Origin of the sequence: Flavobacterium sp. CF108, from assembly GCF_900129795.1 — a bacterium.
Classification (GTDB): domain Bacteria; phylum Bacteroidota; class Bacteroidia; order Flavobacteriales; family Flavobacteriaceae; genus Flavobacterium.
In genome coordinates, this window is record NZ_FQWW01000002.1 from 511,695 (window position 1) to 532,175 (window position 20,481).

The following is a 20,481-nucleotide window of genomic DNA, read 5'->3' on the forward strand; positions in this document are numbered from 1 at the left end:
ATGAAAATTAAAAATATAGTAGCAGCAGGAAGCGTATGTTTTCTAACACTTTTTAGCTGTACAGATATCAACGAAAATATATACGATAAATATCAGCCGGACACCTTTTATGGAACTCCAGAAGGAGCTAATATTGCTCTTGCCAGCGTTTACGCAGAAATTCCGGGGGACTTTGAACGTAAAAATGTACCTGGCGTAGGTTATGCAGGAGCTGATAACGGCTGGTACGACATGAACTGTATGTCATCAGATGAGCAGGTAATTCCGCACAGAACAGATGGTAACTGGCAGCAGGACTTTGCCCGTTTGCATAAACACGAATGGCTTCCTTCTGAATTCATTATCAACAATACTTGGAACTGGTTATACAAATCTATTTTCAATGCAAATTTAGCTGTTGAGTTATTAGAAAAATCTGGTGCTGATCCTTCAAAAATTGCTGAAGCAAAAGTATTACGAGCTTTCTTTTATTATTTATTGATTGATGATTTTGGTGATGTTCCTTTTTACACTAACAACAATATTACCGTTGATAAAATCCCGCAGTCAAACCGCAAGGAAGTTTTTGATTTTATAGTAAAAGAACTAACAGAAAACGTAGAATTACTTTCTGTAACTAAAGGCGGAAATTATTATGGAAGGTTCAACAAATGGGCTGGTTATACATTGCTTGCAAAAGTGTACTTAAACGCTGAAGTTTATACAGGAACTCCAAAATGGACAGAATGTTTAGCTGCTTGTAATAAAGTTTCTGAAGGTGGATTTACACTTCATTCTGGCGCAGCAGATGTTGCAAATCCTTTAGAGAATAAATATTTTGAATTATTTGGAGATGTACTTCCTGATGATGAAACTATTCTGCCTATTTACGCAACTCTGGATGTTGTTTCCCGTAATGTTTATGCTGTTCGTAGTGTATACGGTCCGCAGGGTGTAAATTTATTTGGATTAAGCGGTTGGAACGGAACTATTGTTCCTAAAGATTTCTTCCTGAAATACGATGTAAATGATATTCGTAGAAAACAGTTTTTAGTAGGCGAACAGCCTGGCGGATTCAATTATACTCTTGAAGTTGGTTCTTTAGATAATCCGGGAGCGCTTCCTCAGGCTGGAGTTCGTAATGTTAAATTTTATCCTGCAGGAGTAAAATCAGGCGGAGGAGCTTCAAATGATTTTCCTATTTTCAGATATGCTGACGTAATCTTAATGATGGCAGAATGCAATGCTCGTTTAGGGAATCCAGCTGCCGCAAAACCTTTTGTAGATCAAATCAGACAACGTGCAGGTTTAGATGGTTTAGACCACAATCCTACTCTGGATGATATTTATAATGAAAGAGGTTTCGAATTAAGCTGGGAAGGCCACAGAAGACAAGACATGATTCGTTTTGACAAATTTTTATTGGCAAACGAATTTAGACCTGCATCACCTGCTTACAGAAAATTGTTCCCAATTCCAACATCTGCTCTAGATGCGAATCGCGGACTTAAACAAAACCCAGGTTACTAAAAACAAAACTATCATGAAAAAATATATCAATAAATTATTCTTACTTGGAAGTTTGGTTTTTTTAGCCGCTTCCTGTGAAACTGAAGGAACAGTAACGACACTAAAATCAGTAAATTTTCCTTCCGGAATTGAGGTATCATCTAATACAATAGTACTTAAAGAAGAGACTTCAGACCAAGCCGCTTTACTGGTTTCTTATCCAAAGGTAACTTTCCCAATTGCGGCGCCAGTGAGCTATGCCGTACAATTAGATTTGCCTACTGACATCAAAGGAAGCGAGGCATGGTCAAAAGCGAAACGCGTTGAAGCCGGAGAAGATGTTTTAAGCAAATCATTTACCGGATTAGAATTAAATAAAATTGCTTTGGATTTAGGGATGAAACCTAATGTTCCGGGAGAATTAGTAATTCGTGTAGAAGCTTCAATGGATCATAGAACATATTCAAATCCTGTTACAATAACAGTAACACCATACTTGAAAACGGTTGTTTTTGGAGAAATCTATATGCCGGGAAGTTATCAGGGATGGGATGTAGGAACAGCAGCAGCATTAACCGAAATTCAATTAGGAGTTTATCAAGGTTACATGACTGTGGCAGAAGGTGCAGGTCCTGGATTTAAATTAAATAAAGGAAGAAACTGGGCACAATTCTACGGTGCAGGAGCAACAAATAATGATTTGAAAAACATGAGCGATACTGATTTTGTGCTTCCGGGTGCAGGTTCATATCAAATCAAAGTAAATACAAATACATTAAAATGGTCTCAGACTCCTTATGCTTGGGGAATTGTTGGGCCAGCATCTGCAACAGCAGAACAAACGGCCGGTGATCCTAATTATGGATGGAATCATTCTGTACCAATGTCTTACGATCACATAACAAAAACATGGAAGATAACGGCAAATTTACTAGCGGGTGCTTTAAAATTCCGATTGAATGATGCATGGACTGTGAATTACGGACCGGCAGATGCTTCAACAAACATCGTTAATCTTGATAATGGCGGAGCTTACACCATTGGCGAAGCCGGAACTTATGAAGTTACCTTTAAAATTGTTGAAACAGATCCGGCAAGTACGGGTTATCCAGCAACTGCAATAACTTCTATCGTTAAAAAATAACAAAAATTAAGTTTAGTTTGGTTTGAGTTTACCTGTCTTTTTACTTCGAAAGGCAGGTTACTTCTCAATCATTTAAAATATAAAAATTATGAAATTTAATATAAAATTTGTTTACGCATTACTGTTGGCCGTAGCATTTGTTTCGTGCAGTTCTTCTGACGATGATTCAGAAAAAACTCCCGAATCTCCATATACACAATATGGCGCTCCATTTGAAAAAATGCCAAAAAAAGAAGATGCAATAATTTATCAGGTAAACATTCGTGCCTTTAGTCAGGCCGGAACACTAAAAGGAGTTCAGGACAGACTTTCTCAAATTCAGGAATTGGGAGCAAATGTTATTTATTTAATGCCTGTTTTCCCTGTTGGAAAAGAAAGAGCTTCTGGCGAATTAGGTTCTCCTTACGCTGTAAAAGACTATAAAGCCGTAAATCCGGATTTTGGAACTTTACAAGATCTTCAAACATTAGTTGAAGAAGCACACAAAAAAAACATGGCTGTTGTTTTAGACTGGGTTGCCAATCATACAGCTTGGGACAATGCATGGATTACACAGCATAAAAACTGGTACCAGCAAGATGCTGCCGGAAACATTATAATTCCGCCGGGAACAAATTATAATGATGTAGCGCAGTTAAATTTCGACAATACGGAGATGAAAGATGCAATGATTGATGCTATGTCTTATTGGGTTTACAACGCAAATATAGACGGTTTTAGATGTGATTATGCTGATTTTGTACCGAATAATTTCTGGGCAGATGCCATTACAAAATTGAGAAAAATCAAGAAAAACCAATCTATTTTAATGCTTGCCGAAGGTTCAAAATATAACCACTTCGCTTCTGGTTTTGATTATACATTTGGATTTAATTTCTTCAGTACTTTAGAAAAACTTTTCAAAGAAAACAAACCAGCAACTACAATTCAGGATTCGAATGCAACAGAATATGCAAACAATTATAATCCAGAAAATAGAATAGTTAGATACACAAGCAATCACGACGTTAACCTTTCAGATGGAACTCCGTTGGAACTTTTTGGAGGTAAAAAAGGATCAATTGCCACTTTTGTTGTCGCTGCTTATTTAAAATCTGTTCCAATGATATATAACGGACAAGAAATTGGATACGCTCAAAGATTAAATTACTTCGCAAAAACGCCAATTGACTGGTCAACTGCAGATAATGAAATGCTTGCTGAATACAAAAAAATCATTGCCTTTAGAAATACAAGCAACGCTATTAAAACAGGAACTTTTACAGGATACAGCACCAATTCAGTAAGTGCATTTACAATGATAAAAGATTCGGAAAAAGTTTTTGTACTTTCTAATTTAACAGATGCAACAGTAAAACATCTTGTTCCGTCGACTTTAAAAGGAAACTGGAAAGACGCTTTTACAGGAGCAGCAGTTACTGTTGGTGCAGAAATAACATTACAGCCTTTTCAATATATAGTATTGAAAAATTAATTCGAAAAAGCATCTTTAAATAAAATTAGATTTGCCAAAAACTAAATAACATGAATTTTCAATCCCAAAAATCATTGCTTCAAATTCGTTTGAGCAAAAAAACAGCGCTTTTATTTTTTGCAATTGTAAGCACAATTTGGCTTCACGCACAAGAAATAACTTCGCCCGACAAAAATCTTTCTTTAAAATTTGAATTAAAAGAAGGCGGAATTCCGTCTTACCAATTATCATACAAACAAAAAGCAGTTATAAAACCAAGTTCTTTGGGTTTAGAACTTCAAAATATGCCTTCGTTTTTGGATGGTTTTACCATTACAAACACAGCACAATCTTCTGTTGATGAAAATTGGAATCCGGTTTTAGGAGAAGAAAAAACAATTCGTAATCATTACAACGAATTGGTTGTCACATTAGCTCAAGCAAAAAACAACAATAGATTTATTCGTATTCGTTTCCGTTTATTCAACGACGGATTGGGATTTAGATATGAATTTCCAAAACAAAATGATCTAAGCTATTTTGTAATAAAAGAAGAACGTTCACAGTTTAATTTGGCTGGAAATCATAAAATTTTCTGGATTCCGGGAGATTATGATACCAACGAATATGCGTATACAACATCAAAAATTTCAGAAATTCCTTCGCTGATGAAAAAAGCTACTATCGAAATCAATTCGCAGTGGCCAATAAAAGAATTAGCAGTACAAACGCCGTCAATGATGAAATCAGATGATGGTTTATACATTAACATTCACGAAGCAGGGTTAATCAATTATCCGGCAATGTATCTTGAAGTTGATGCCGTAAACAACAAAATGATGAGTCATTTAGCGCCAGATGCAGTTGGTGCAAAAGGTTATATGCAGACTGATACACAATCGCCTTGGAGAACTATTGTAGTAAGTGATAAAGCAACAGATATTTTAGCTTCAAAATTAATTTTAAACCTTAACGAGCCAACAAGTTATAAAGATGTTTCGTGGATTAAACCCGTAAAATTCATCGGAATTTGGTGGGAATATTTTGTGGCAGGAAGAAGTACCTGGGCTTTTGGAAAAGAGAACAATGTGAAATTAACAGATGATTTTACAAAACTTACTCCAAACGGAAAACACGGAGCCACTACAGAACGTGCAAAAGAATATATTGATTTTGCCTCTAAAAATGGTTTTGATGCCATCCTTATCGAAGGCTGGAACATTGGCTGGGAAGACTGGATCAACAACTGGAAAGAAGAGGTTTTTGATTATGTAACAGCATATCCGGATTTTGATGTAAAAGCAGTTCATGAATATGCTGCTTCAAAAGGGGTAAAAATTATCATGCACCACGAAACTTCAGGATCTGCAACCAATTACGAACGTCGTTTAGATCGTGCTTTTCAATTTATGAACGACAATGGTTATGACGCTGTAAAAACAGGTTATGTAGGAAAAATTATTCCACGTGGCGAACATCATGACGGACAATGGATGGTGAATCATTACATTAACGTTGCGAAACGTGCTGCTGATTATAAAATTATGATTGACAGCCACGAAGCGGTTCGCCCAACAGGGTTAAACAGAACTTTTCCAAACTGGATTGCTCAGGAGTCAGCGCGCGGCACCGAGTTTGAATCTATGGGAGGATTAGCTCCGGATCACACTACGATTTTACCTTTTACACGTTTAATGGGAGGACCAATGGATTATACGCCTGGAATTTTCCAGACTGATCTTTCGTATTACGGAACAGGAAGTTCACAGCGAGTAAATACCACTTTGGTAAAACAATTGGCTTATTATGTAACTATGTATAGCCCATTGCAAATGGCTGCTGATATTCCGGGAAATTATGAGCGTTTTCCAGATGCTTTTCAGTTTATTAAAGATGTGGCTGTAGATTGGGATAACAGTTATATTCTTGAAGCTGAACCCGGAGATTACATTACAATTGCACGTAAAGCAAAAGGCAAAAACGAGTGGTTTATTGGCGGAATTACAGATGAAAATGCAAGAACAGCAAACATTTCATTTGATTATTTACCTGCCGGAAAAAATTTCATCACCACTATTTATGCTGATGCCAAAGAAGCTAATTGGAATCAAAATCCGCAGAAGTATACCGTTACCAAAGTTGTTGTAAACTCAAAAAGCAAATTGAAGCAGTATTTAGCTCCGGGCGGAGGTACTGCAATCAGCATCAAAGAAGCAAATGCTGAAGAATTAAAGGGATTGAAAAAGTTATAGATTACTGAGTTTTTTTTGCCACGAATTGCACGAATTATCACGAATTAACAACGCAGATTAAAATTTGTGTTAATTCGTGCAATTCGCGGCGAAAAAACTCATGCTCATTTCTGAGCAAAAATTACAACTTTACTACTTAAAAACTATTAACCACAAAATGTTTGTCAAATTTAAAAACAATGCGAGTGAGAATGAATTTTAGTTAAGAAATGCTGACAAGCATGCAAAAAAACTACTATTATGAAAATCAAAATTACCACTAGATTATTTCATATTACGAAAACACTAGTCTGTTTTCTATTATTATTTGCAAGTTCAGTTTATGCACAAGATCCGCCTCAATACGGAACGCCATTTGCAGGCGTACCAGATACACGAGATGTAAACATGTATCAGGTTCATATACGTCCGTTTAGTGCCAACGGGAATTTAGCCGGAGTAACCGCCCGATTAGATAATATAAAAGCACTTGGTACTAATGTTATTTATTTAATGCCAATTTATCCGCACGGTACAGATTCCCGAAGTTCAGCTTCGCCTTATTGTATTAAAGATTTTAAAGCCGTAGGATCAGAATATGGTTCTCTTGCTGATTTAAGAACTTTAGTTGATGGCGCTCACAGCCGCGGAATGGCCGTTATTTTGGATATTGCCATCAACGGAACTTCGTGGGATAATGTCTGGACCGTTTCGCATCCGGAATATTATAAACGAACTGGAACAACAATTCAGCAATTAGGAAACTTCTCTGATATTGCTGCACTTGATCTTAATAATTCAGCTACAAGAGCAGCTATAAAAGATGCAATGCGTTACTGGATTTTCGCAGCCAATATTGACGGATACCGCTGCGATTATGCCAATAATCCACCTTTAGATTTTTGGTCAGAAGTGAATTCAAACCTTAGAGGAATTTCTTCTCATAATTTATTAATGTTAGCCGAAGGAGACAGACAAGAGAACTTTCAGGTTGGTTTTGACATGAATTATGGTGACAGATGGTTTCATAGCGGATTATATGATATTGCTAATGGAGGGCCTGTTTCTCAAAGACTTCAGGACCAGTCAACATATGAATATGCTAAAGCAACTGGAAATCAGCAAATCGTTAGATACACTGGTAACCATGATACTTACACAAATGATGATGGCGTAAGAAGACCAATTATTCCATTCAAAAGTCATAACGGAATCGTTGCTAATTTCTTAGTTTCGGCTTATATGAAAGGGGTTCCTTTTTTAATGAGCGGACAGGAAATCGACTACGAACCAAAAACAGATTGGCCTTGGACAAATTTTAAATTCAACTGGTCACAAAATCCAACTGCCGCTGCAGATTTCGCCAAAATCTTAAATTTCAGAACGACAAGCGCAGCCATCAGACGCGGTGATTTAACGACGTATGCAAATGATGATATCAGCATTTTCACTAAAACATTAGGTACAGAAAAAGTTATTGTAATGTCGAATTTGAGAAATGCTTCAAAATCGTATGTAATTCCGGCAGCTTTAGCAGGAACTTACGTAAATCCATATAACAATAATACCTCAGTAACTTTAACAACAGGCGCAACAAGAACATTTGCTGCTTACGAATATTTGGTTTTAACCAATACAAATGCTCCGGTTGTAGCTGTTACAGGAGTTTCTGTAAGTCCAACAACGGTAACAGTTGGTTTAGGATCTACACAACAATTAAATGCTACAATTGCTCCGGCAAATGCAACAAACCAAAACTTAACCTGGACATCAAGCAATACCTCTGTTGCAACTGTAAATGCGTCAGGTTTAGTTACAGCTGTTGCAGCAGGAACAACAACAATTACTGTAAAAACGGTTGATGGAAACAAAACAGCAACTTCCGCTGTAACTGTCGCTGCGATTCCAGTTTCTTCTATAGCAGTTTCGCCAACTACAGCGAGTTTGTATACAGGAAATACACAGCAGCTTTCAGCGACAATTTCGCCTGCAAATGCAACTAATAAAACAGTTACCTGGTCATCAAGTAATACTGCAATTGCAACCGTAAATTCAAGCGGACTTGTAACAGCAGTTTCTGCCGGAACAGCCACTATTACAGCCACTACACAAGATGGAAATAAAACAGCTTCGGCGACAATTACCGTAAATCCGAATACGAATTTTACAGTTAATTTCTATAAACCGTCAAACTGGGGAACAGGAATCAAAATTTATTACTGGAATGCTCTCCCAACAGGAGTTTTAGCAGCTGTAAACTGGCCGGGCGTAAATATGACCGATGCAGGAAATGGATGGTACAGCTACACATTTACAAATGTAACGTCAACTAATTTAATTTTTAACGACGGAACCAACCAAACTGCCGATTTAAGCCGAAACAAAACAGGCTGGTACATGAATACGACTTGGTACGATTCAAATCCGGGAACTGTTGTTGCGGTTACAAGCGTAACTTTATCACCAACAACTTCAACATTATTGGTTGGCGCAACACAGCAATTAACTCCAACTGTTAATCCTTCAAATGCGACGAATAAAGCGGTAACTTATAGTTCAAGTAATACAGCTGTTGCAACAGTAAACAGTTCAGGTTTGGTAACTGCTGTCACTGCAGGTTCTGCAACAATTACGGTTACAACTCAGGATGGGGCAAAAACAGCGACTTGTGCCGTTACGGTAAATGCATCAAATGTTGCGGTTACAAGTGTGAGTTTGAGTCCGAGTTCTGCATCATTATCAGTTGGTGGAACGCAGCAATTAACGCCAACAATTCTTCCTGCAAACGCAACAAACAAATCTGTAAATTATAGTTCAAGCAACACAGCTGTGGCAACTGTAAATAGTTCTGGTTTAGTAACTGCTGTTGCAAATGGAACAGCAACAATTACAGTTACAACTGTTGACGGAAACAAAACAAGTACATGTGCCGTAACAGTTTCAACTTCAACGGGAGGAAATTATTATACCATCAAAAACAGATGGACTGGCGCTTATTTATCTGATACCGGAGCAAATGTTGGTTATGGAACTACGGTTTCTGGTAACAGCTACAAATGGCAGAAAATAGCTATTGATGCCACGTATTTCGTTCTTAAAAATGTGGCAACTGGTGAACTAATGAATATTGAAAACCAAACCGGAACAGTTCAATCTAATATAACTGATACCACTTTCTGGAGCGCGCAATGGTCTAGCGATTATATCGACGGAACTTGGGTTCGCTTAAGAAACAGATGGCAGACTGGAAATATTATTCATGTTGAAAACCAAACGGGTTCTGCACAATACGGAAATTCGCAAGACGGATGGTACAGCGCGCAATGGCAATTAGAACCAACTACAGTTGGAACAGGAAAATCTGCCTTAACAATTAATGAAGTTTCAGAAACCGAAAAAGTAATTGGTATTTATCCAAATCCGGCAACGAATAATGAATTTCATGTTTTATTGCCAGAATTAGAAAATGGAGATTCTACTGCAATTTCAGTTTCAGACATGAACGGAAGAATGGTTTTATCTGAAAGACTTTCAACTTCAGGAAAAATCGATCACCGTTTAGCTTCGGGAATTTATATTGTAAATATTGTTTCTAAAGATTTTAAAGTGACTAAAAAACTAATCGTTAAATAATTCTGTTTTAGATTAAAACTTAAATGGCGTATGAGATTTTCATACGCCATTTTTTATTCTATTTTATTTTGCCACGAATTTCACAAATTCACACTAATTTTTTTTTGCCACAGATTAAAAGGATTTAAATGATTTTTTTAATCCTCATAATCCTTTTAATCTGTGGCAAAAAATTTTAAAATAAATTCGTGCTAATTCGTGAAATTCGTGGCAAACTTTATATTTACTCTCCCAACAATTCCATCAACTCCAAAGCTCTTTTAGTAGATTTTACATTTTCAAAAGTCAATAAAAGCCGCAAACCATTTGGAGTTTGTTTTTCTTTCATTGTGCAAAGATTACTGTGTGTCTGCACAAATTTTATCATTTTATGAAAACGCTTGGATTGGTAATAATCAGATTGTTGATCTGAAACGAAATAACCAATCATTTTTCCTTTTTTCATAACCAGTTTTTCAATACCAACGGCTGTTGCAATCCATTTGATGCGAATACTGTTCATCAACGCATTGGCACGCGGAGGCATTGGACCAAAACGGTCAATTAATTTATTTTGGAAAATAACCAGTTCTGTTTCATTTTTTACAGAACCCAATTCGTTATATAAACTCAAACGTTCTGTTACATTATTGATATATTCATCAGAAAACAACAATTCAAAATCAGTATCAATTTGTAAATCTTTTACGTATTCTTTTGTTTCAATATCGTTCTCTTCCGGATACAAGTCCTTGAATTCGTTTTCCTTCAATTCTTCGATGGCTTCATTCATAATTTTTTGGTACGTATCAAAACCAATTTCATTAATGAAACCGCTTTGTTCGCCTCCTAATAAATCTCCAGCACCACGAATTTCAAGATCCTTCATCGCAATATTGAAACCGCTTCCTAATTCGCTGAATTGTTCCAATGCCTGAATACGTTTTCTTGCATCTTCAGTCATTGAAGAATACGGCGGACAGATGAAATAACAAAATGCTTTTTTGTTGCTTCGTCCTACACGTCCTCGCATTTGATGTAAATCAGACAATCCAAAATTATTGGCGTTGTTGATGAAAATCGTGTTGGCATTTGGAACGTCCAAACCACTTTCGATAATTGTGGTTGCTACCAAAACATCAAAATCTCCATTCATAAAACCTAACATCAAATCCTCCAGTTTTGCGCCGTCCATTTGTCCGTGGCCAATCCCGACTCTCGCATTTGGAACCAAACGCTGAATCATTCCGGCCACTTCTTTTATATTTTCGATTCTATTATTGATAAAGAAAACTTGTCCGTTTCTTTGAATTTCATACGAAATTGCATCACGAATTATCTCTTCATTAAAACCAACAACATTCGTTTCAATCGGATATCTATTTGGCGGAGGCGTTGTAATTACAGATAAATCTCTTGCCGCCATTAACGAAAACTGAAGCGTTCTCGGAATTGGCGTCGCTGTTAATGTCAACGTATCAACATTGGCAGCAATGGTTTTTAATTTATCTTTTACGTTAACTCCAAACTTTTGTTCCTCATCAACAATCAATAAACCTAAGTCTTTAAAAACGACATTTTTATTTACTAATTGATGCGTTCCAATTACAATATCGAGTTTTCCTTCGGCTAAATCTTTTAAAGTCTGCGTTTTTTGTTTTGCCGTTCTAAATCGGTTTAAGTAACCAACAGAAACCGGCATATCTTTTAATCTTTCGGTAAAAGTTCTATAATGTTGATATGCTAAAATAGTCGTTGGAACCAAAACTGCGACTTGTTTACTGTTATCAACCGCTTTAAAAGCGGCACGAATTGCAACCTCCGTTTTTCCGAAACCAACATCACCGCAAACCAAACGATCCATTGGGCGATCGCTTTCCATGTCGGCTTTTACTTCTTGTGTCGATTTGGTTTGATCCGGTGTGTCTTCATAAATAAACGAACTTTCTAATTCGTTTTGAAGATAACTATCCGGCGCAAACTGAAAACCTTTCTCTAAACGACGTTTTGCATACAACTGAATCAAGTTGAAGGCAATATGTTTGACGCGCGCTTTGGTTTTTTGTTTTAAAATTTTCCAGGCGTTCGATCCTAATTTATAGATTTTCGGAGGCGTTCCGTCTTTTCCGTTGTATTTTGAAATTTTATGAAGCGAGTGAATGCTCACATAAACAATATCATTATCGGCATAAACCAGTTTTATAGCTTCCTGTGTTTTGCCTTCCACCTGAATTTTCTGCAAGCCGCCAAACTTTCCAATTCCGTGATCGATATGCGTTACATAATCGCCGACAGAAAGTGCGGTTAATTCTTTAAGCGTAATATTCTGCTTTTTAGAATATCCGTTTTTAATGTTGAATTTATGATAACGCTCAAAAATCTGGTGATCTGTATAAGCCGTTATTTGATTTTCTTCATCAATAAAACCTTGATATAAAGGCAATACAATGGTATTATATTGCTTTCTGATATTTTCAGAATTCGCTTCATCTAAAGATTCAAAAATATCATGAAAACGTTTCGCCTGCGTTTCATTCGAACAGAACAAATAATTTTTATATCCGTTAAAATGATTGTCGCTCAAATTATTCAGCAATAAATCAAATTGTTTGTTGAAAGATGGCTGAGGCTGAATATGAAATTCGAATTTTTTAGTCGTTTTAAAAATTGGTTTTGATGCCAATTCTACAATCGAAAAATCTAAAGCACGTTTGATAAACGAACTTTGGTTTAAAAATAATTGTTCCGGTGTGGCGTGTTTTATTTCTCCTGAAAGTTTTTCAAAAGCTTCTTCTGCCCTTGCAAATTGTTTGTCTAACTGACTAAAAAGTCCGTCGGTATTTTGAATAAATAATACCGTTTTCTCGGCAATATAATCTAAGAAACTTTCGCGGTTCTCCTGAAATATCTTGTTTTCGACATTCGGGATAATGGTGATTTTTTTATGTGTTTCGACAGATAACTGCGTTTCCACATCAAAACTTCTGATGCTGTCAACTTCATTTCCAAAGAATTCAATTCGATACGGATGATCGTTTGAAAAAGAAAAGACATCGACAATTCCCCCACGAACCGAAAATTCGCCGGGTTCGGTAATAAAATCGACTCTTTTAAATTCGTATTCAAACAAAACTTCGTTGATAAAATCAATCGAAATTTTATCGTTTAAAGCGACTTTTAAAGTGTTTTTGTCTAATTGCTGACGTGTAACGACTTTCTCAAAAAGTGCTTCGGGATACGTAACAATTATTGCCGGTTTCTTTCTTGAATTTATTCGGTTTAAAACCTCAGCACGAAGCAAAACATTGGCATTGTCTGTTTCATCAACTTGATACGGACGACGAAATGAAGCGGGATAAAACAAAACGTCCTGTTCGCCAATCATTTGCTCCAGGTCGTTTAGGTAATACGCCGCTTCTTCTTTGTTGTCTAAAACAATCAAAAAAGGCAGTTCTGTTTTCTTAAAAACAGAGCGTATTACAAAGGAAACTGCAGATCCAAGCAAACCCTGAAGGTGCATTTTTATCTGATTTCCTTCCAGTAAATTGGCTGCAATTTGCTCTGCTTTTGGCAAATTGTCGTATATCGTATATAAGGCGTTTTTACTCAACTCTTGGTAAATTTTGATCTAGTGGAGGCGCAGAACTCGGGATTGCGCGGGTTGTGTCTAACATTTTAAGGAAATCAGCTTCTCCTTCTTCTTTTGGAATTTTGGCTTTTTCGACAATTTTATCCATTTGTCTTTCTAACGAAACTAACTCCTTGTTTATTTCACCAATTAAAAAAGCAACTTTATCATCTGGAATTTGATTTAAATGAATAAATAAATCCATCATTTTGATTTTGGTAATCAAAATAGCAATTCTCGCTTTTATTTGCGGCTGATTAAATTGTGATGGGATATTATTATTTAAAGCTATTGCTTTTTTAGAAATCGCTGTTGATTTTTTTTGAAAAGCACCAATAGTTTTTCTCGGCTTGTCTCCTATTTCTTTTAGAAAATCACGCCACTCTGTCCAGGCTTTTACATTTTGTTCTGAAACCTCATTAATTGGTTCGTCTATAAAAATCCAGGCTTTATTGATATTGTTAAAGATTTTTTCTTTCTTCTTAGCTTCTTTTGCATTTTCGGCAAGACGCTTTTCATTCTCATTTTGACATGATTGAAGTACAAAAATCAAGAGTAAAAACAGCGCTATTTTATATTTCATTTGATAAAATGTTAGGGTGCAAAGTTACGAAGTAAATTTACAATTACGAATTGTGATTTATGTCAAGAAACTTTTAAAATTCATTTTATTTTTTGCCACAGATTTGCTTCGCCAGTTCGCTATCGCTCGGGTCACGGATTAAAATGATTTTTTTTAATTAAGTTTTGAGAAAATAATCTGTGAAATCTGTGGCAAAAACTCCTTTTGTACAAAGTTTTGAATAGAGAATAATCTAAAAAACAATCTTTATCCTTGTTAATTTTATAATTTAATGTTTGAAAAAACGTTGATATTTGCGAAAACGTTATATTTGCAACACTAAATCTAAATAAATGAATCCAAAAATATTAATCATTGGCGCTTGCGGTCAGATTGGAACTGAATTGACCCAAAAACTGCGTAAATTATACGGAACCGAAAATGTGATCGCTTCTGATATTCGAAAATTAAATACTGATGTCGTTAATTCAGGACCTTTTGAAGTGGTTAATGCTTTAGATTTTAATCAAATAGAACATTTGGTAGAAGTACATAAAATTACTGATGTTTATTTAATGGCAGCGCTTTTGTCTGCAACTGCAGAAAAAAATCCGGCTTTTGCATGGGATTTGAATATGAATTCACTTTTTCATGTTTTGAATCTGGCGAAAGCTAAAAAAATCCAAAAGATTTTCTGGCCTTCAAGTATTGCTGTTTTTGGACCGACTACTCCTAAAGAAAATACGCCGCAATATACTATTATGGAGCCTTCAACGGTTTACGGAATCAGCAAACAAGCAGGAGAAAGATGGTGCGAATATTATCATAATATTTATGGTGTTGATGTTCGCAGTATTCGTTATCCGGGTTTAATAAGCTGGTCTACTCCTCCGGGCGGCGGAACTACAGATTATGCGGTTGATATTTTTTATAAGGCTATTGCCGATAAAAAATACGAGTGCTTTTTATCATCTGAAACAAAAATGCCGATGATGTATATGGATGATGCGATTGAAGCAACTATCAATATTATGAAAGCTCCGGCAGAAGAAATTAAAATACATTCATCATACAATTTAGCGGCAATGAGTTTTACTCCAACCGAAATTGCTGCCGAAATCAAAAAACATATTCCTGAATTTGAAATTACTTATAATCCTGATTTCCGTCAAAAAATTGCGGACAGCTGGCCGGCAAGTATTGATGATTCTTCTGCAAGAGAAGACTGGAAATGGAATCATAAATTTGATCTTGAATCAATGACTAAAGATATGATTGATCATTTGAGTTAAGTCCAAAAATAAAAAAGATAAGTCTCGTTTAATTTTCAGAAATGAATTTTAAACGAGATTTTTTTATGTCTTATTTTGATTTTACACAATGTTATAAAAATTTATTTTCTGATTATTTCCTTACATTTGAATATATTAAACCCAACATTTTATACCCCAAAAAACCATTTTAATTTATGACAAATTCATTTCAGCCCATTCAGGAAGATAAAAGAACCGCTATTGTAGATATTTTACGGGGCTGGGCTTTATTAGGAGTTGCAATAGGAAATTATGTTGATTTTCGATACATCGGATTAGAGCGTTTTATCATGAAAAAAGGGATTTTTTCTGAGATTATCAGTTATTTCAATCTCTACTTTTTTTCTGCTAAATCCTGGACTTTGTTGAGCATTTTATTTGGTTACGGATTTGCTGTTCTTATTAATAATGTTGCCGAAAAAGGTAAAAATCCTGTTTCGTTTTTTTGCTGGAGAATGTTTATTCTATTTCTTTTTGCTTTTATAAATTCTGCTTTTTGGCTGGGCGATATCTTAAAAGATTATGCTTTTTTAGGTTTATTACTTTTGTTCTTTTACAGAAGTTCTCCAAAAACAATTTTAATAACATCTGGAATTCTTTTATTAACTGTTCCGTTTCTTACTGCTTATATTAATTCGATAAAACAAACATTACCAGATGTACAGTCTACTGCTAAATACTTAAAATTATTTTATTCTGATAATTGGCTGGATGTATTTCAATTTAATTTACTGGGAACTTATTATCAGGAAATGATTAATCTTGCTTATGCTGTTACGGTTCATGTTGTGATGTTTGCGCTTATGCTTTTAGGTTTTTACGCTCAAAAAATTAACTTTTTTAATCGTTTACCAGAATTTAAAAAACTATTAAAAAGAGCATTTTTAATTACATTGATTCTAGCCATAATTTCAGGTGTTCTTTTTCAAATTGCCATTAAGCAGAAAATAATTTTCACGGTTTTTCATCCTATTTTTTGGATCATAATAAATACCATGTTCTGTATTTCGTCTGGAATTTGTTTATTATATACCAGCGGAAAACTGAAAACCATTTTCAGCTATTTTAGAGTAAGCGGTAAAATGACGCTGACCAATTATTTAATGCAAAATATTATTGCGTGTTTTCTTTTCTCCGGAATTGGTTTCAAAATTTACAATACGCTGCCGTATTGGTTTTACTTTTTCTTAGCTGTTTTTGTTTTTACAATTCAGTTGTTCATAAGCAAATGGTGGCTTTCAAAATTCAATTATGGCCCGGTTGAATGGTTATGGAGGGTTTTAAGTTACAGAAAAATGTTTCCTTTAAAAAGGACTGTCCAAAACGACATTGTAACTGACATAAAGCCTGTTTTATAGGTTTATTACTAAATAAAAAAGCCCTTAAAAAATTAATTTTAAGGGCTTTTTTTATTTTATCAGGTAAATTATTTCACTTCAAAAACATTATTTGCAGGTTTTACATCAGCCATTAATCCACTTGGATCAATCGTGATTTTTTTGATTGCTGTTTTGCTCTTGTCAATTGTAAAACTGTAGTTTGACATTGCCCAAGCCCAGTCCTCAACAACTGTTCTTTTTTCGTTCGGGTTTGGATTTGGTTTAATGAAATTCATCATTCTTAAAGGAATGTAGAAGTTTTCAGAAGTTCCGTCTGTATACTCTATTTTTAAATCGATTGGCATTGGCATTCTTCCAATTCTTTCTAAAGTAATTGTTGTTTTTCCTGAATTATCTGCAACGTCTTTAATTCCGTAATCAATTGTATTAGTAGTTTGTGCCCAATCGATTAAATACCAATCTAACTCTGCTCCAGAAACTCTCTCTGCAGTTCTTTTGATATCGTTTGGAGTTGGATGTTTGAACTTAAAGTCGTTGAAATATCTTTTTAAAGTGGCATCCAGATTTTCTTTTCCAATTACATATTCTAATTGTGCCAAAAAGATACATCCTTTAACATAAGATGAAATACTGTAAGGACGGTTTTCATCGTAACGATCTCCGTGCGTTGTCTGCGGCTGTTCTTTTCCAGAATTAACTAAACTGTAATATGCTGCATAAGTTCCTTTAAACGGATTTGCTTCTTTTTTATCTCCTTTTAATTCATTCAAAGCACTGTCTTCAATGTAAGTTGTAAAACCTTCATCCATCCAAGGGTGTTTTGATTCGTTTGAAGCTAAGATATGCTGGAACCAAGAGTGTCCTAATTCGTGAGTTGCAGTTCCCAGAATTCCTTCAAGAGTTCCGTTTCCTAACATCAAAGTACACATTGCGTATTCCATTCCGCCGTCTCCGCCCTGAATAAAAGAGTATTGTTTGTATGGATATGCTCCAACTCTATGGTTGTAATAATCCATTACTTTTACCATTAATGGTTCTAACTGTTTCCAGTTTGCAGTTGTTTTTTCATTGTTTTTGTAGAAGAAATGCAAATCGACATCGTTTGGTCCTTTTACAATATCATGTGTGTATTCTTTATCTGCTGCCCAAGTAAAATCATGCACATTTGGCGCAATAAAATGCCATGTTAATGTTTTTGCTTTTTTTGGATAAACAACTGTTACGCCAGCATCTTCGTAACCGTGGCCAATTGTGTTTTTGCCTTGTAAATATCCTGAACCTCCAATTGTATAGTCTTTATCGATTGTAATTTTTACATCAAAATTACCCCAAACACCGTGAAATTCTCTTGCAATGTATGGATCTGCGTGCCATCCTTCAAAATCAAATTCGGCTAATTTTGGGTACCATTGTGACATTGAAAGTTCAACCCCTTCAGAATTGTTTCTTCCAGAACGACGAATTTGTACTGGAACCTGACCATCAAAACCTAATGTAAAAATGGTTTTTGAATTTGGCAAAATCGGTTTTGGTAAAATCACTTCTAAAACAGTTCCTGAAACTCTTGTTTGAGCTGAAATTCCATCTTGTTTGAAATCAGAAATTTTTAAATACCCAATTTCGTTTGGCTTCAAAGGTTCAATACGGCTTTGTTTTACTTCTTTTCCGTCAGCAGTTTTTACTTTATTTACCATTCTTCCGTCTGGATCTTTGATAAAATGAAGACGAGCGTCCATTTCACTTCCCGGCTGAAAAGCATTTGGGAATAAATGATAAAACACTTTTCTTAAGGTATCAGGAGAATTATTGGTATAAACCAATTCTTGTTTTCCCTTGTACTGATAGTTTTTTACATCCATTGAAACCTCCATTTTATAGTCGGCATGCTGCTGCCAATATGGGGCGCTTTGGGCAAAAGAAGCGTTTAAACCTAAGCTCAAAAAAGAAAGTAAAATAATTTTTCGCATGTTAATTTTAATAATGAAAATGGAAGAGCTGCGGCTCTTCCATTGGATTAGTATTCTGTATATTGTTTATTTCTTCGACATTTTTTCAGCCATTAATAAAGCGTTATAAGCATTTACCATTTTTGCTGTTTTTGATGATTCTGCAGAAGAAACCGCTGTTGGTTTTTGATCTGGATTTTCGCTTTCGCCAAGAACCACTTTTTCAGGAAGCGCAACTCCAGAATCCATTAAAATATGTTTTACCTGAGATGCTTTTAATTTTGGATAATAAGAACGAATCAATGCTGCAACACCTGCCGCATTTGGAGACGCCATTGAAGTTCCCTGTAAGTATTTGTATTTGTTGTTTGGAACAGTTGCATAAATTTCTTCACCCGGAGCAAAAACGTCTACATTTATTTTTCCAAAGTTTGAAAATCCTGCCACAACAGTTTCTCCATATTGTTTGTTAATAGCTCCAATTGTAATTACGTTATCTGCAAATTCTTTGATATTGTCCTGCGAATCGTTTGGATAATTAATATTTTTTGTTTCGTCGATATTGTAACCATCGTTACCCGCTGCGTGAACAATTAAAACATCTTTTTTTGCTGCATATTTAATAGCATCGTAAACCCATTGTTTGTGCGGAGAAAAACTTTTTCCGAAACTTCCGTTGATTACTTTTGCACCATTGTCAACCGCATAACGAATTGCAAGAGCGATATCTTTATCGTATTCGTCTCCATCAGGAACTGCTCTTACCGTTAAGATTTCAACATTGTTTGCTACTCCGTCGCCGCCTAAATTATTACCGCGAACCTGCGCAATGATTCCGGCAACGTGAGTTCCGTGAAGTGCTTTTTCTTTATCCGGACCAAAAACAATATTATTCCCATAACGTTTGTCTTTAATATCTTCAGGATTATCACCTACCACTTTTCTTCCGTCAAATTCTTTGTTTAAGTTGTAGTTTAACTGATCGTAAACTTGTTCTCTGTATTCTTCAAAATCAGCTTCAGGATCAAAAGTTGGACCTGCGTTTGTGAAAACTTGAGTCATGATCATTTTACTTCTTGCCACTTTTGGATCTGTAGAAGTAATTGCTGCTAAGTCTTCAACTTTATATGTTGTTTTATTAAGCTCTTTTTTGATTGTAGCATGAACATCAAGTAAAAAATCTACTTGCTCTTTGTCCTTTAAAACTTCTTCGTATTTTTTTGTATACTGCTCTAAGGCTTGTTTATATTCTGCAGAACCATCATCTTTCTTTTTAATGATACGGGTCATTTCAAGATTTTCGGCAACAGCATTTCCAAGGAAATTCCATCCGTGAACATCATCAATGAATCCATTTTTATCATCGTCGATTCCGTTTCCTGGAATTTCTTTTGGATTAGTCCAAATCATTCCTTTAAGGTCTTCGTGCTCAATATCAACACCAGAATCTACAATTCCTACAATAACTTTTTTACCTGTTTTTCCCTGAAGTAATTCGGCGTAAGCCTTATCAACACTCATTCCCGGAATAGAATCTTTTATTAAATCAAGATGACTCCATCTTTTTAATTCATTTTCACTGACCGGAGCTTTTTTTACAACTGCTAAAGGCGCTGTAATAAATTCTTTAGAAGTTGAAACTTGCGCTTGTAAAGTTGCGCTGCAACCTGCTAAAACAAGTAATGCAAAAGCAGATAATTTGAGAGGTTTTATATGACTCATGTATCTAGAATATAATTGTAAAAGTTAAAAGTGGGGTCTAAA

The 20,481-nt window shown here is 35.4% G+C and carries 11 protein-coding genes; 7 read left to right on the forward strand and 4 right to left on the reverse strand.

The window, feature by feature from the left end:
- The 5 genes from BUE10_RS07510 to BUE10_RS23990 all read left to right on the forward strand — a co-directional run bounded on the left by BUE10_RS07510 (nucleotide 1) and on the right by BUE10_RS23990 (nucleotide 9,949).
- Entirely contained in the window at nucleotides 1-1,509 is a 1,509-nt protein-coding gene (locus tag BUE10_RS07510; RefSeq protein ID WP_073483794.1) for a RagB/SusD family nutrient uptake outer membrane protein, read from the forward strand.
- Nucleotides 1,510-1,522: 13 nt separating this feature from the next.
- Nucleotides 1,523-2,632 carry a SusE domain-containing protein gene (locus tag BUE10_RS07515; RefSeq protein ID WP_073484209.1) on the forward strand — a complete coding sequence of 370 codons (1,110 nt, stop codon included), beginning with the start codon at nucleotides 1,523-1,525 and terminating at the stop codon, nucleotides 2,630-2,632.
- Nucleotides 2,633-2,720: 88 nt separating this feature from the next.
- Nucleotides 2,721-4,106, forward strand: coding sequence for an alpha-amylase family glycosyl hydrolase (locus BUE10_RS07520; RefSeq protein ID WP_073483796.1), 1,386 nt, complete (start codon nucleotides 2,721-2,723; stop codon nucleotides 4,104-4,106).
- A 50-nt stretch (nucleotides 4,107-4,156) separates the two neighbouring features.
- Nucleotides 4,157-6,337, forward strand: coding sequence for a glycoside hydrolase family 97 protein (locus BUE10_RS07525; protein ID WP_073483797.1), 2,181 nt, complete (start codon nucleotides 4,157-4,159; stop codon nucleotides 6,335-6,337).
- A 240-nt stretch (nucleotides 6,338-6,577) separates the two neighbouring features.
- A complete protein-coding gene (locus BUE10_RS23990) occupies nucleotides 6,578-9,949 on the forward strand; it encodes an Ig-like domain-containing protein (RefSeq protein ID WP_073483799.1) in 3,372 nt (1,123 codons plus the stop codon).
- 223 nt (nucleotides 9,950-10,172) lie between these two features.
- Here the strand turns inward: BUE10_RS23990 and mfd are convergent, their stop codons facing one another.
- Both mfd and BUE10_RS07540 read right to left on the reverse strand, forming a co-directional pair.
- Nucleotides 10,173-13,538: a transcription-repair coupling factor gene (gene mfd / locus BUE10_RS07535; protein ID WP_073483801.1), complete on the reverse strand. Its 3,366-nt coding sequence runs from the start codon at nucleotides 13,536-13,538 to the stop codon at nucleotides 10,173-10,175.
- Nucleotides 13,531-14,139, reverse strand: a complete 609-nt coding sequence (locus BUE10_RS07540; RefSeq protein WP_073483803.1) for a hypothetical protein — start codon at nucleotides 14,137-14,139, stop codon at nucleotides 13,531-13,533. Before BUE10_RS07540 ends, mfd begins: the two co-directional genes overlap by 8 nt.
- Before the next feature lie 332 nt (nucleotides 14,140-14,471).
- Here BUE10_RS07540 and BUE10_RS07545 point away from each other — a divergent pair, with 332 nt between their 5' ends.
- Nucleotides 14,472-15,410, forward strand: coding sequence for an L-threonine 3-dehydrogenase (locus BUE10_RS07545; protein WP_073483805.1), 939 nt, complete (start codon nucleotides 14,472-14,474; stop codon nucleotides 15,408-15,410).
- A gap of 176 nt (nucleotides 15,411-15,586) precedes the next feature.
- On the forward strand, nucleotides 15,587-16,789 hold the full coding sequence (locus tag BUE10_RS07550) for a DUF418 domain-containing protein (protein ID WP_073483807.1): 1,203 nt from the start codon (nucleotides 15,587-15,589) through the stop codon (nucleotides 16,787-16,789).
- A gap of 68 nt (nucleotides 16,790-16,857) precedes the next feature.
- Here the strand turns inward: BUE10_RS07550 and BUE10_RS07555 are convergent, their stop codons facing one another.
- Both BUE10_RS07555 and BUE10_RS07560 read right to left on the reverse strand, forming a co-directional pair.
- On the reverse strand, nucleotides 16,858-18,738 hold the full coding sequence (locus BUE10_RS07555) for a M1 family metallopeptidase (RefSeq protein WP_073483808.1): 1,881 nt from the start codon (nucleotides 18,736-18,738) through the stop codon (nucleotides 16,858-16,860).
- Between the two features lie 66 nt (nucleotides 18,739-18,804).
- On the reverse strand, nucleotides 18,805-20,439 hold the full coding sequence (locus BUE10_RS07560) for a S8 family peptidase (RefSeq protein ID WP_073483810.1): 1,635 nt from the start codon (nucleotides 20,437-20,439) through the stop codon (nucleotides 18,805-18,807).
- Between the last annotated feature and the right edge of the window lie 42 nt (nucleotides 20,440-20,481).

What these genes read in the sequence shown, in the direction of transcription:
- BUE10_RS07510 (WP_073483794.1), top strand. Translation starts at nt 1, where the DNA reads ATGAAAATTAAAAATATAGTAGCAGCAGGAAGCGTATGTTTTCTAACA.
- BUE10_RS07515 (WP_073484209.1), top strand. Translation starts at nt 1,523, where the DNA reads ATGAAAAAATATATCAATAAATTATTCTTACTTGGAAGTTTGGTTTTT.
- BUE10_RS07520 (WP_073483796.1), top strand. Translation starts at nt 2,721, where the DNA reads ATGAAATTTAATATAAAATTTGTTTACGCATTACTGTTGGCCGTAGCA.
- BUE10_RS07525 (WP_073483797.1), top strand. Translation starts at nt 4,157, where the DNA reads ATGAATTTTCAATCCCAAAAATCATTGCTTCAAATTCGTTTGAGCAAA.
- BUE10_RS23990 (WP_073483799.1), top strand. Translation starts at nt 6,578, where the DNA reads ATGAAAATCAAAATTACCACTAGATTATTTCATATTACGAAAACACTA.
- BUE10_RS07540 (WP_073483803.1), bottom strand. Translation starts at nt 14,139, where the DNA reads ATGAAATATAAAATAGCGCTGTTTTTACTCTTGATTTTTGTACTTCAA.
- BUE10_RS07545 (WP_073483805.1), top strand. Translation starts at nt 14,472, where the DNA reads ATGAATCCAAAAATATTAATCATTGGCGCTTGCGGTCAGATTGGAACT.
- BUE10_RS07550 (WP_073483807.1), top strand. Translation starts at nt 15,587, where the DNA reads ATGACAAATTCATTTCAGCCCATTCAGGAAGATAAAAGAACCGCTATT.
- BUE10_RS07555 (WP_073483808.1), bottom strand. Translation starts at nt 18,738, where the DNA reads ATGCGAAAAATTATTTTACTTTCTTTTTTGAGCTTAGGTTTAAACGCT.
- BUE10_RS07560 (WP_073483810.1), bottom strand. Translation starts at nt 20,439, where the DNA reads ATGAGTCATATAAAACCTCTCAAATTATCTGCTTTTGCATTACTTGTT.